Genomic DNA, 13731 nt, shown 5'->3' on the forward strand with positions numbered 1-13731 from the left:
ATAAGTTTCAGCCTTCCTTTCGGGGAAGGCTTTTTTTGTACCTTTATATTTCGTTACATTTGTTTAAATTATGATTATCAATTAGAACAATGAAACCCCGGCAAGCTTTTCCCACACTCCTGCTGGTTCTGGTCATTGCATTTCAGGCAGCGGGCCGGAACCCCCGAATGGCGAAACCATTGGTGAAAGAGGAGTTCAGAGGGATATGGATTGCGACGGTAAACAACACTGACTGGCCATCTAAACCGGGTCTGCCTGCAGACCAACAACAAAAGGAACTGATTCATCTGATTGACCGGATTGAGAATACCGGATTAAACGCGGTAATTCTTCAGGTCAGGCCGGCTGCCGACGCCATCTATCCATCACCTACTGAACCCTGGTCGTATTATTTAACCGGCGAACAAGGCAAAGCGCCCACGCCTTATTACGATCCACTGCGTTTTGCGATTAATCTTTGCCATCAGCGCGGACTCGAATTTCACGCCTGGTTCAATCCATTCCGGGTAACGGCCAGCAGTTATCTCCATCTGGCTCCTAATCATCCCTTGCGGAAAAACAGTAACTGGATAGTCAAATATAACGGAAAGAGCTATCTCGACCCCGGCATTCCGGAAGTCCGCGAATATGTCATTAACATCATAATGGATGTGGTGAAACGCTACGACATCGATGCCGTTCACCTCGACGACTATTTTTATCCCTATCCGGTAAAATCACTGACCTTTGATGACGAAGCTTCTTTTAAAAAATACGGTGGCAATGATTACCCCAACCAGTTGAAAGAATGGCGCCGGAACAACGTTAACCTGTTCATCAGTGAGTTAAATGAGAAGATAAAAGAGGAAAAGAGTTGGGTCAAACTGGGCGTCAGCCCTTTTGGGGTATGGCGGAACCTGGCGCTTGATCCGGATGGCTCCGCCGGGAAATGCGGATTATCCTCCTACGACGATTTATACGCCGATGCCCGTACATGGGTGAAGAACGGCTGGGTGGATTACATCATTCCCCAGTTGTACTGGGAGAGAGGAAATGCTTACGGCGATTTCGATACGCTGGCCCGCTGGTGGAACAACAATGTCGATAAGCGACATCTGTATTTCGGGCAAGCACTTTATAAGGCTGCCAGCTCGGCACCCGGATGGCAAGACCCCAACGAAATTGAAAAACAAATCGATATTGCCCGGCAGATGAACAATGCCCGTGGCTTTGCCTTTTTCAGCGCTTCGCATTTGCTCGATTTGAGCCAGGAGCAGGTTAGCCGCTTACGGCAGGAGCTAAAAGAAGAACCGGCTATTGTTCCCAAGATGGCCTGGCTCGATAGTGTTCCTCCACCCGTTCCGGGCCATTTCAGGCTCGAGTCGACCATTAATGGAACCTGGCTGAAATGGAAGCTGCCGGCTAACTATAATGACGATCGTGTCCATTATGTAGTCTATCGTGTAAAAAAAGATACGACGGGAAACAATCCGATAACTGACGTTTTTGAAGTAACGGAACAACGTCAGCTGTTTATCCCTCCGTCTATGCGTAAGAAGCTGGTTGACGAGTGTTTCCGCGTATCAACCATCGACAGATTGAACAACGAAAGTGCTCTTTCGCCACTCATACAGATAAACGGGACTGAATTTAAATTAATGCAATAATTTTTGCTGCATTTAGTAACTGGTCATATGTATGTTATATTTTGAGTAACTTTGTATTCTCACTAAAACCGAACCATGGACGAGATTTTTAAAAAGATTGGAACAACTCAGACCCTCAGTCAGAAGATCGAACGGAATATAGAGAAGGCTATCCGTGATAAGAAACTGGAAGTTGGTTCCCGTCTTCCCTCCGAGCGTGAATTATGCGAAATGTTTGCTGTCAGCCGTACGGCTTTGCGTGAAGCGTTGAGACGTTTAAGTGCCCGTGGTCTCCTCGAAATCCGGAAAGGTAGCGGTATGTATGTGACAAAGCTGGGAATGCAGGATGCTATTCAATCGCTGAATCTGTATTACGACCTGAAGTTCGACAATAACCTTATCAAGCAGATCATCGAAGTGAGAAAAGCATTCGAACCCCAGATTACGATGATGGCTGCCCAAAACCGGACGGAAGAAGATCTCAAACAGATGGAGAAGAACCTGCTTGAGTTCGATAAGTGCGATCCGGATAATACCCAGTTAGAATCGGATATCGATAACCGGTTCCATATTCTGTTGGCCCGTGCCACCGGTAACCCGATTGCTATCGTTACCATGGAGCCCATTCACAACTTGCTTCCGCGTATGCGTAACCTGATTTATGGTAGTATCGAAGGGGAGAAGGAAATCACCCTGGGTTATCACAAGGAAATTGTGAATGCTATCCGGGAAAAAGACGGTGAACGTGCTTCGGAACGTATGCAGGCACACATTAACCGCAACATGGAGGTTTACGAAAAGTTTCTCAATAAGGGAGAATAAGCTGTTTGCCCACACATATAACCCGGCTCCACTACAGCCGGGTATTTACTACACTGTTGAATATCGAACCGAACTGGTAACGTAGCCCGATGCCGCTCGAAATCTCGAACGATGTGGGCAGTTTGCGCGTGTTCAGTAATAAGTCCTCGTCTGAAATATCACCTAACGGCAGATACAACTGGTCATGAATGCTTTCGGCATTGAAACCGAAATTCACCGAAAGGCCCTTGGCCACCCGGAAATTAATGCCGGTATTGAATTGCAGACTGTACTTCTCGGGCATTTCCAGGTATTGATTTCCCCGCACCCGTGCTTCGATGCCGCCCCATTGTTGCACCATCTCGAAATCGACCGCGAGGGTATGTTTCCACAACCACTCCTTTGTTTTATCGAAAATGGTCTTTTCATTGTAGCCCACCGTTTCGCCGCCGGCATAATAAGCAACCGTGAAGGTGCGTTTATCCGCTTCGTCCCACGGAAAGAAGTTATACTCAACTGCCGGTTTCAGGCTGTAGGAATACTTGATATTACGATAGGTGCTGGAATACAGATTGAAGAATCCGCCGAACGACCAACGGTCCGATAAACTCCTGACAACACTGGATGAAAAACCCTTGTAAATATTTTCTGTTCGGACCGTCTCATCGTAGGTTGAGGTATCGGTTTCTACCGTTTTTTTATACTCGCGGATGTGGCTGGAGTAATTGATGTTATTCCGCACCCGCCATTCCTCGGTCACTTTAGAGGCACGTCCTGAGAACGAGTAGTCGAAGTTCTTCTTCCGTTCCTCCATGCTCAGCCCGCCGTTTCCCTGGATGCGAAACACCCAGTTGTGCCACGGGTCAACCAATGGTTTGGTGTCCGCGAAAGCGGTATCTTTTTTATTTCCTTTGATATTCACCGATTCAGCGCCGGTTGCTTCATTCACAAATGGCATTACGCCCATTTTCAGGGTACGAAGAAAAACATCACGCACCTGGTTCCAGGTTTGCGACGGGTAGGTATTGCAGTTCAAAGTAAAATCGCCAATTTGGTCGAACATGACGCTGTAGAAAGCCATGGAGTAGTTGGCACCGCCACTTCCGGTGGTCCGCTTCTTGACAATTACATGCACATCGGCAGCATTCGGGTCGTTTACAAAATCGACAAACGAAATATTTCGGCGGATGTAATTAAAATCAACGATATTTCCTTCCAGGTACAAACGCACCGGACCTTCTTTTCTTCCCTTACCGGGAAGCTCCTTCCCAACAACCCGCTGAAGAGGAACAACCAGCAGAAAAAGTGCAATAAAATACAGTAAAAACGGAATAGACCCTTTTTTCATAGTTAGCTCGAAATAGGTGGATGGCGGAAAATTGCAACAAATGTATAGAAAACGTTTATTATTTGAAAGATATTTCATTACGATATCATACCGGAATAGGATGATTTATGGCTTGTAAACCAATTTGTTTCGCTTAGGATGACCAAATGCGTACCAGAAGAAGTGTCCCTGTCAGTGGTAACTTATTGTTTGGCTTACGGTAAGCATAAAAAGATTTTATAAAATTGCCTTGCTTTTTGAGCCTTTCGGCAGAAAAGATTGTTTCACACAAAAAGTAATACACACAGCTCATGACAACCAGTTTTTTGCTATTGATTCTCGGTTTGGTATTTCTTATCAAAGGTGCCGACTGGCTGGTATTCGGGGCATCTGCCCTGGCGCGCCGTTTCCGCATTCCTGATCTGGTTATCGGGCTAACCATTGTTTCATTCGGAACATCGGCACCCGAGCTGGTTGTTAATAGTTTCGCCGCGTTCCAGAATCACCCGGACATTGTTTTGGGGAACATCATCGGGAGTAACAACTTCAACCTGTTTCTCATCCTCGGAATTTCGGGATTGATTCTTCCGCTAAGCGTACAAAGCACCACCGTGTGGAAAGAGATTCCCTTCTCGTTGCTGGCTGCACTGGTATTATTGATTTTAGCCAACGACCAATGGACCGGGCATGCAATCGATGTGATTTCGCGAACGGATGGCATAATTCTACTTCTTTTTTTCGCTTTGTTCTGGCTCTATCTTTTCCGGCAGGTGAAAAAAGAACGACTCAGTTCACCCGCAGAACCCGAAACCTCTTCGATGAGTAACTGGAAGATGGCAGCCTATATTTTGGGTGGGCTGGTCATCCTTATCATTGGTGGAAAGGTGATCGTCAATAGCGCGGTGAATATTGCCCGGCATTACCAAATTAGCGAGCAAATCATCAGCCTGACGATTGTTGCCGCGGGAACATCACTGCCTGAGTTAGCTACATCGGTGGTAGCCGCTATACGCAAGAACAATGACATTGCTGTGGGGAACGTTATCGGGTCGAACATCTTCAACATCTTCTTCATCCTGGCCATCAGTTCACTCATTCGCCCCATTCATTTCGACGTTTCCTTCAACCGCGACATTCTGTTGCTCATCGGCGGAACGCTCTTCCTGTTCATTGCCATGTTCACCGGTAAGGTACGCAAGCTCGATCGTTGGGAAGCCGCATTACTGCTGATTGCTTTTGGTGTGTACTTTTACTTCATCACCTGACGCACGTGCGGCATCTCGGTGAAAGCGATATGCAGTCCGGCCTGTTTAAGTGCGTTGGCAAAGGTTTCGCAAATGTACTCTTCGCCCACCATCTCATCGATACCAAACAAGCCCAGTTCTCTGCGTACTTCCGGTTTTACTCCGGACAGGATGACCCGGATACCCCGTTTCTCCATCTCCTTCAACAGCTCAACGAAATTGTGAATCCCGGTCGAATCGATGAAAGGCACATGTCGCATCCGTAGAATCAACACGTTTGATTTATAATGAATATTTCGCAATGCATCGCGGTATTCCTGTGCCGCCGCGAAGAAGAACGGGCCACTGATTTCGTATACATCCACACCGCGGGGCAAGGCCGAATAGTTCTCAATCACATCGGTATCCTGCTCCATCGGTTCCACCGACGACAATTTGCCCATCCGCTGCATAAAGAGCAAGGCTGAAAGCACAATCCCGACCTCGATGGCAACCGTCAGATCGACCAATACGGTCAGGAAGAAAACCGTCAGCAATACCAACACATCGTATTTCGAGCCTTTCAATACCGAACGAAATGAACGCCATTCGCTCATGTTATATGCCACTACCATCAGAATACCGGCCAGCACCGGCATGGGAATCAGTTTGGCCCACTTCCCAAAGAAAAGCATGATGAGCAACAATGTGACTGCATGAATCATTCCCGCCAACGGCGTGCGTCCACCGTTTTTTACATTGGTAGCTGTCCGGGCAATGGCTCCGGTAGCCGGAATTCCGCCAAAGAGCGGTGATGCCAGGTTGGCAATTCCCTGCGCAATCAGTTCGGTGTTCGAACGGTGATGTCCGCCAATCATTCCATCAGCTACCACCGCCGACAACAGCGACTCAATAGCACCCAGCATAGCAATGGTCAAAGCAGGCTGAACATAGTTTTGTAGGTTCGACCAGTCCAAATGTGGAATTTGGAATGAAATGCTTCCCTGGATTTCGCCGAACACGCTCTCAATGGTATGAACAGGGAGATGGAACAGCGCCACAATGGGCGTAATGATCAGAATCGCCAGGAATGAACCGGGAATTCGTTTCAGAAGCTTCCCCCCATATATGGTGATCAATATAGTGGTTATGGTAATGATGACTGCAGCCGGGTTTACCTGGTTGAGTGATGTCAGATACACACCCCATTTCGGCAAGAAGCCGGCTGGTAAATGTTCGGGATGCAGTCCCAGGGCATCTTTCACCTGCGTGGTGAAAATCACCAGGGCAATACCGGAGGTAAAGCCAACCGTTAGCGGTCGCGGAATAAACTTCAGTACGGCTCCCAACCGGAGCAATCCAAACAAAATGAGTATAACGCCCGCCATCATTGTCGAGATGGCCAGGCCTTCGATGCCATAGGTTCCGACAATACCGGCCACCACAACGATAAACGCTCCGGTAGGCCCGCCAATCTGCACGCGACTCCCACCTAAAAAGGAAATCAGGAAACCCGCTATGATAGCTGTTGCCAATCCTTTTTCAGGCGAAACGCCCGAAGCAACCGCGAAGGCAATGGCCAACGGAATCGCCACAATACCAACAATCACACCGGCCAACAGATCGTTCACAATCGTTTGCCGGGAATAACCACCTTTCAGGATGGTAAAGAATTTGGGTTTGAAAATGCTCTGCATCGATTTCTGGAAGTAAGCTGCAAAAGTAGCCGAAAAACCGAATGCTAAATCAGATTGTCGCGTTAAAATATTACTAATTCAGATTGGAGGGAACGACTGGATGCGTGGAGCTAAGGGAAAGATGATTCGGGTTGAGTTCCCGATTATCTTCAATTATCATCCGGAGTTGATGAATATTCCATTCGGGAAGGGGTGGCATGTTGTTAGAAAGATGGTATCGTGAGGATGTACGTCCCCGCAGTAGTCTTTTTTGAGCCTGAAAGGCTCCGATTCCAGAACTTGGGGCAACGCCCGGGACAAAGGCGTATAATACAACCAATCAGCCTGTAGGGCTGGCACATCCGTACCAATTCTCAGGATCTGATGCTTGAAGCCCTTCAGGCTTCCATACGTCTATTGGTCTTTTACCCGGAGTATTGCCCCGGGCTTTGGGATTTCAGACCTTAGGCTAAAGCCGGAATAAATGGCGGGCATGTAAGGGCTTTAGCCCAACCATCATCATAAAAAAATCCCGGCAATCGCCGGGATTCTTTATTCTATTTGAATTATTCAATTTCAGTTAAACTCTATCCGGAAAACCGGTTTGTGACCACGGAGGGTACTGTCGTTATTCCAAACTTCGTAACCGAGTGTCATCGCGGTGACTTTCTTTCGTAACCGGTCGTTCTTCTCGTCCCAGTACCACTGCTCGTCGAACTGTATTTTCCCGATTTTATCGCGGGTAAATTCGCCGGAAGCTTCCATCGCTTTCACTTCCTGTATAGAATACTTCTTCCGGGTAAAATAATCCATGGCCGTCAGTTTGCCGGCATAAACGGCATCGAAGATGTCATCGATGAGTTTCTTCCGTTCGAACTTGCTCAGGCATTCCGTCGTCCACGTGTCATCTTTGTTCGGATTCAGTATGATGGTATCATACGTAATCTTTCCCATCGACGCACCTTGGGGGGCAGGCGTCGCCGCTGTTTGTTGTTCTTTCTTCTCCTGTTTGCATCCTGAAAAGATGAGTACAAGAGCAGCAAGAATGAAGAGGCTTCTTTTCACTTATCTTCGGTCAAAAGTTAGACGTTCGCCACGGAATTCTTCGTTGAATTTTCCTTTTCCGTCGGCATTGGTATTCTCGTACACCAGGTTGCCATTCACAAAGGTGTGGGTGACCTGGTAAGAGAATGATTCACCTTCGAAAGGCGACCATTGACATTTGTAGAAGAGGTTATCCTTCGAAACGGTCCAGCGCGAGGGTTCTACCAACACCAAGTCGGCTTTGTAGCCTTTCCGGATGTAGCCGCGCTTTTGCACGCCAAACAGTTCGGCCGGGGCATGACACATCTTCTCGACAACTTTTTCGATACTGATTTTGCCTCTTCGGTGCAGTTCCAGCATGGCAACCAGCGCGTGTTGCACCAGCGGTCCGCCGGATGGCGCTTTCAGGTACTTGTTATTTTTTTCCTCTTCGGTGTGCGGGGCATGGTCGGTGGCAATCACGTCGATGCGGCCTTCGTTCACAGCCTTTAAAATGGCCTCGCGGTCGTCGGCAGTTTTTACCGCCGGGTTCCATTTGATGCGTGTGCCGTACTTTTCGTAATCGGCATCGCTGAACCAAAGGTGATGCACACAAGCTTCCGCCGTGATTTTCTTATCCTTCAACGGGATGTTATTATCGAACAGCGCCATCTCTTTGGCGGTAGAAAGGTGTAGCACGTGTAGCCGGGCTCCGTTCTTTTTCGCCAGTTCAACCGCTTTGGAAGTGCTCAGGAAGCAGGCTTCGGCACTACGGATTTTCGGGTGTTCGCTAATCGGAATGTCTTCGCCGTATTTTTCTTTGGCGGAAGCGAGGTTGGCCTGAATGGTTGGCTCGTCCTCACAGTGCGTGGCAATCAGCATTTTCGATTTGCTGAACAGATTGGCCAGCGTCTCGGGATTGTCAACCAGCATATTCCCGGTGGACGAACCCATGAAGACTTTCACTCCGCAAACCTTTTCCGGGTCGGTTTTCAGTACTTCGTCGATGTTGTCGTTGGTGGCGCCCATGTAAAACGAGTAGTTGGCCATCGAAACTTCGGCGGCGCGGGCATATTTTTGTTCGAGTAATTCCTGCGTGGTGGCTTGCGGAACGGTGTTGGGCATTTCCATAAACGAGGTGATGCCGCCGGCTACAGCCGCTCTCGATTCGGTGGCGATTTCGGCTTTGTGAGTGAGCCCGGGTTCCCGGAAATGAACCTGGTCATCGATAGCGCCAGGTAGGAGTAGTTTTCCGGAAGCATCAATGACTTCAGCTTTCGCCAACACGCTTTCCGGTACTTCGTTGCGAAAGATTTTCTCAATGTTTCCGTTTCGAATCAGGATGCTTGTCCCTTTCATGATTTTTCCTTCATTCACTACCTTGGCATCCCTGATGACAATGTCCTTCATTTTTGAGTTTGATTGATTTTGTTTTTAATTATTTGGTAGTGGCATGTGTTCCACTGGTTGTCGGTTGAAAGTAAGCATTTTTCGATGGATTTGAAAGCGCCTGATTTAATCAGTTGTCATGACGAGCTTCCAATTTAAAACTATTTTCTCCTTTATTTTATTGCGTGGCATAAAAAAGAGCAACCTCGCGAGCTGCTCTTGTCCTGTATCTTAAGCAATTTAAGTTCGTTTGTAACTTCGGAACCAGCTCCTCATCTTCATCTTCATCACCCCGAAAAAGGCTTCTCCGAAGATGCCGCCGCTCATTTTCGACGATCCTTCCTGCCTTTCGGTGAAAATAATGGGAACTTCCACGATGTTGAAGCCGAATTTCCAGGCAGTGAATTTCATTTCAATCTGAAATCCGTAACCTTTCATCCTGACTTTATCGAGCCTGATGGTTTCCAACACTTCGCGCCGGTAACACTTAAACCCGGCAGTCGTATCCATCACCGGCATTCGGGTAACCGTGCGCACATACACCGATGCAAAATACGACATCAGTACACGGCCCAGCGGCCAGTTAATCACGTTAATTCCGGTAATGTAGCGCGAGCCAATGGCGACATCGGCACCCTTGTTGGCACAGGCGTCATGCAGCCTGAGCAAATCTTTCGGGTCGTGCGAAAAATCGGCATCCATCTCGAAAACATAGTTGTAGCCGTGTTCGATGGCCCAGTGAAAACCGGTAATGTAGGCGGTTCCAAGCCCTAGCTTCCCTTCTCGTTGAAGCAGGTGCAGGCGGCCATCGTAGTCTGGCATCAAACGTTTAATAATGTCGGCAGTTCCATCGGGCGAATTGTCATCAATAATCAACAGATGGAATGGATGCTCGAGGCCTAATACCGTGCGGACCATCCGCTCGATATTCTCTTTCTCGTTGTATGTAGGAATAATTACTACGCTGTCTGGCACAATTAAACTTTTTTTGTGTCCGGTAAAGATAAGATTATTCTTTGTGGTTCGAAGCGGGGTATTGGACTGTGATTAACGTTTTTTAGTATTTTTATCGAAACGATTAACCTGATAGCCTTTGGAACTTTTTCGAGACCTCGGTTTGTTAAGCCCGGTTTATGTGCCGTTGATTTTGTCGGTCGTTCTTTTCTTTTCGGCCGGAAAAGATGATCACAGCAAGGTGTGGCTGGGATGGGGCATGCTCAATGCAGCTTTCCTGTTTCTGGCCAACTACTTTTATTTCCAGAAGCATTACGAAATCTATACTTATCTGCACAGTTTGCACATTTCGTCGGTGCTGGCGGCTTACCCGTTCATCTACACGTACATATTAAAACTCACATCGCCTCCCGGGAAAAAGGTGCGTGCCTGGATTCATTTCCTGCCGTCCATTGTTTTCTTTTTCCTGAGTGCGCCGGTTTTCTATCTCATGCTCGATGTGCAGGAGCGGGTACAGTTCATGTCGGAGTACCGCTTTGCCCCCGATTTTTCCAATCCGCTGATGAATTACCTGTTGGTGGTTCGTTTCCTCAATATCGTTTGCCTCTTTGTGCAAATCTTCCTCTACTTTGTTTTGTCGTTCCGGCTGCTTCGAAAGCATCGCTACGAAGCCGTCAACTGGTTTGCCGACTACGGGAAAATCGGCCTCAAGTGGATGTGGTTGTTCAACGGACTCTTTTTCGGCATGGCCATTCTCAGCATTTTCTTCTATTCCGTCAATCCGGTTAAATTATTTGGCGACGACCGCTACCTGGTCATCCCGCTGTTTTTGCTGGGATTGCTTATCTGGGCGCTGGGTGTGTTGGGGTTCCGCCAAAAGCCGCTCTTCGATGAACGCGACCGCCTGGCCGTAAGACTGGAGGGGCACGATGAACCCGATTCGGTCATCATCAAAAAAATCAGAACGATTTTTCAGGAGCAAAAGCCCTGGTTGAACAACGATTTCAAGCTGGCCGACCTGTGCCTTGAGCTGGGAACCAACCGCACGTATGTGTCGCAGGCCATCAACCGCAGTTACGGCGTGAACTTTAACACCTTCGTTAACCAGTACCGCGTCGATGAAGCCAAGCGACTGCTCTCCAGTCAGCCCATCCTCTTGCTCGAGGAAGTGGCCATCCGTTCCGGTTTTGGTTCCAACGTATCCATGTCCCGCGCCTTCAGACAACTCGAAAATGTAACGCCCGGCATGTTGCGCGACCGGTTACGGTATGCTACCGAGACAGAAAGTGTTTAGGGCGGCTTCAAGGTCTGCGGCCTGTAGCGTACTCGCAGTCCTGGGGTCTCACCGGTCGTTCCGGGGGCTCATTCCAATCGCCCCGTCACTCCCGTTCGTCCAACCGGTCCCGCTTCGTCCGGCTGTCGGCCTTCGCCCGGCCGCGGGAGTTGGTTTCAGGTTTCAACATTTCAAGTTTCAGGTTGCGCTTTGTGGTTTCTGTCGTTCCTATTGTTGGAATTGTTTCTGTTGTCCTTCTCTGAAGATGCATCTTCCGCCTCCGTCAGGAGAGGCCGTCCCCGAATAGAGAAACAATCCCGATTAGCGGGTCTGCGAGCAGAAGTTGTTGGATTTCAATAAAAATGAAACAATTATCCTAGCCGGGAGTTAAGTAGAGTAGAGACCAAAAAACAAGTTGAATGAAATATTTCGTAAAGATAAACGATGTAAAATCGACCGACGAGCTGGAAGGAGCCTGGAACAACGACGACTATAAGGAGTTGCTGGCAAGATTTGAGTACCCCGATGCGGAGCAATTAAAACCAACCGAATTGAAGGAATTTCTTTTTATGGCCATTTCGGACTTCGAACCCAATGAGGCGGCTGCGATTCTTCTCGACTACAAACTTTCGGATGTACTTGCTGAAGGGCAAATTGATAATCTTTCGCACGAGATGCTAAGGGTAAAAGTCTTTGAAAATTATTCTGAGATCGACCTTCACCAGGATCTGTTCAACATTAATCAATTGCTTTACCAAGCCTACAACGGAAAGTTCCCCCCGGGCAAAGTGAACATCGTACAATTCGAAATAAAGGGCGAAGACAATGGCTCTGAGGAACTCACAAAGGAAATTGCGTTGAAGGCGCTAAGTTACGGCCTTTCAGACAATAATTTGCTCAACCGCTTACTAAGCGACCAACTGGAGGGACGAACATCCTTTCCCGAGGCTGAAGGAATTGTGTGGAGCTTGCAAAATGAGGGAGACGATGCTTACTCGATGACGATTTCAGAAAAGTGGCTGACCAAAGACGATTTTGTGAACCTGGAATATGAATGCACGGTGCAGCCGTTTGAAGGTCCGGATGAGGAAGAATAAGCATCGGCAGATTCGGTTTGTAGCCTCAGTTGCTCCTCAATTGTATCTTAAGTACCACACGATGCAATGGCAGGGCAGTGAGATGTAGAAGAATTTATTGGAAAAAAAAAGCAAACTATGGAAAACGACGAAAACAAGAAACCTGAAGAGAAGACTTTTCAGGATAAAGCAGAGCAATGGATCGATAAAGCGGAAGAATTTATGGACGATACCGCAGACAAAATACATGAGAGCGAAACGTACCGGAAAGCAAACAAATCTGTTGAAAATGCCACAAAAAAGCTTTTTCGGAAAGCCGGAAGGTTATGGGGAAAATCAGAGCATTACTTTAAAAACAGGGATACAAAATAATCCTCGTTGGACTTATGATGCTATAGCAAGTGTGCATACTACAAACCGATGATCAGCAATTTGAAGAAGGCCGCCAACTGGATGTGGTGATTGGGTAAGTTCGGTTTCAGGTTTCAAAATTTCAAGTTCCGGGTTGCGCTTCGCGGTTTCTGTTGTTCCTATTGTTGGAAATGTTTCTGTTGTTTGTTCTCCAATAAGGAAAAAGTCTTCCAATAAGGTTCGCCCCCCACTTCGCCGTCAGGCGAAAAGCGGGTTGGCCGGTCAAAGAGTTTCCCGCCAGGGAAAGATGTTCATCACCTTCGGCGAAGCCGGAGGATTGGCAACCTGAATAGAAAGCAACTCCAACGGAGTTGAATAAAAAAAGACGCTGTTGCGCCGCACACAGTTTCCTGAAGCATGCCCGGCAACGGAAAAGTACCCCCAAAGTAGATTTTAAGTACAGATACAGTAGGGATAGAGTACTAAACAGTCTTCATTTGCGCACCGGTTGAAGTGGATTGTCCCGGGTTTTAAATCCCTTCGTTTCTGTAAGCCGTTTTCCCCACCACCTTCCCCTGTGCAACATCATTTAAGTATTTTTTTGAAATAAATTAGTCCATCTAATCAGGCACTTGAGATTTTATGTCAAAAAAGACTGTAAAAAGGTTTGGAGTAATACGAAAAAATACGCTTTCTTTGCATCCGCTTTCCGAAAGGGAGGCAGCGTTCAGAAGGTGATGAAAAGAGATGTTTCGGACCACGTGAAAGGTTTTTTCACTGTTTGGGAGTCCAACCGGGATGGCGAGATAATCCTGGCAGGAAAGAGCCGGGTTACGCATCGAAAACATCACTGAAAAAAATCTTGAAAAAGTATTTGGAAAGTCGGGATAAAAGGTTTTATCTTTGCCGCCACGTTTGAAAAAACGGGCGTTGATTTCCGGGTACTGAAGCTTTGAGAAAAAGGCGAAAAAAGATTTGGAGATAACGCGAAAAGATTTCTATCTTTGCAACGC

11 protein-coding genes are annotated in these 13731 nt (G+C 47.5%); 6 read left to right on the forward strand and 5 right to left on the reverse strand.

Features of this window, described 5'->3' with window-relative positions; all coding sequences use genetic code 11:
- Positions 1-89 precede the first annotated feature (89 nt).
- Positions 90-1646 (forward strand): glycoside hydrolase family 10-like protein, encoded by a 1557-nt coding sequence (locus CLV93_RS06730; protein WP_106541390.1) that lies wholly within the window; start codon positions 90-92, stop codon positions 1644-1646.
- Positions 1647-1721: 75 nt separating this feature from the next.
- Positions 1722-2447, forward strand: coding sequence for a FadR/GntR family transcriptional regulator (locus tag CLV93_RS06735; protein WP_106541391.1), 726 nt, complete (start codon positions 1722-1724; stop codon positions 2445-2447).
- A 31-nt stretch (positions 2448-2478) separates the two neighbouring features.
- On the opposite strand, the gene CLV93_RS06740 is transcribed toward CLV93_RS06735, so the two are convergent.
- Entirely contained in the window at positions 2479-3774 is a 1296-nt protein-coding gene (locus CLV93_RS06740) for a hypothetical protein (RefSeq protein ID WP_106541392.1), read from the reverse strand.
- 290 nt (positions 3775-4064) lie between these two features.
- Between CLV93_RS06740 and CLV93_RS06745 the strand changes: the two genes are divergently transcribed.
- The gene (locus tag CLV93_RS06745; protein WP_106541393.1) at positions 4065-5018 is read left to right on the forward strand and encodes a calcium/sodium antiporter; all 954 of its coding nucleotides are present in this window, start codon (positions 4065-4067) and stop codon (positions 5016-5018) included.
- Here CLV93_RS06745 and CLV93_RS06750 read toward each other — a convergent pair.
- From CLV93_RS06750 to CLV93_RS06765, 4 genes are all read right to left on the reverse strand, one after another.
- Positions 5003-6673, reverse strand: a complete 1671-nt coding sequence (locus tag CLV93_RS06750; protein ID WP_106541394.1) for a SulP family inorganic anion transporter — start codon at positions 6671-6673, stop codon at positions 5003-5005. The two genes, CLV93_RS06745 and CLV93_RS06750, sit on opposite strands and share 16 nt — an antisense overlap.
- A 555-nt stretch (positions 6674-7228) precedes the next feature.
- Positions 7229-7717, reverse strand: coding sequence for a hypothetical protein (locus CLV93_RS06755; RefSeq protein ID WP_146141969.1), 489 nt, complete (start codon positions 7715-7717; stop codon positions 7229-7231).
- Positions 7718-9085, reverse strand: a complete 1368-nt coding sequence (locus CLV93_RS06760; RefSeq protein WP_106541396.1) for a dihydroorotase — start codon at positions 9083-9085, stop codon at positions 7718-7720.
- Between the two features lie 219 nt (positions 9086-9304).
- Positions 9305-10039, reverse strand: a complete 735-nt coding sequence (locus tag CLV93_RS06765) for a polyprenol monophosphomannose synthase (RefSeq protein ID WP_106541397.1) — start codon at positions 10037-10039, stop codon at positions 9305-9307.
- 118 nt (positions 10040-10157) lie between these two features.
- Between CLV93_RS06765 and CLV93_RS06770 the strand changes: the two genes are divergently transcribed.
- From CLV93_RS06770 to CLV93_RS06780, 3 genes are all read left to right on the forward strand, one after another.
- Positions 10158-11312 (forward strand): AraC family transcriptional regulator, encoded by a 1155-nt coding sequence (locus CLV93_RS06770; protein WP_106541398.1) that lies wholly within the window; start codon positions 10158-10160, stop codon positions 11310-11312.
- A gap of 398 nt (positions 11313-11710) precedes the next feature.
- A complete protein-coding gene (locus tag CLV93_RS06775; RefSeq protein ID WP_106541399.1) occupies positions 11711-12388 on the forward strand; it encodes a hypothetical protein in 678 nt (225 codons plus the stop codon).
- Between the two features lie 117 nt (positions 12389-12505).
- Positions 12506-12739, forward strand: a complete 234-nt coding sequence (locus CLV93_RS06780) for a hypothetical protein (RefSeq protein ID WP_106541400.1) — start codon at positions 12506-12508, stop codon at positions 12737-12739.
- Positions 12740-13731 lie beyond the last annotated feature (992 nt).

It is taken from the genome of Prolixibacter denitrificans (assembly GCF_003014495.1).
Taxonomy (GTDB): Bacteria; Bacteroidota; Bacteroidia; order Bacteroidales; family Prolixibacteraceae; genus Prolixibacter; species Prolixibacter denitrificans.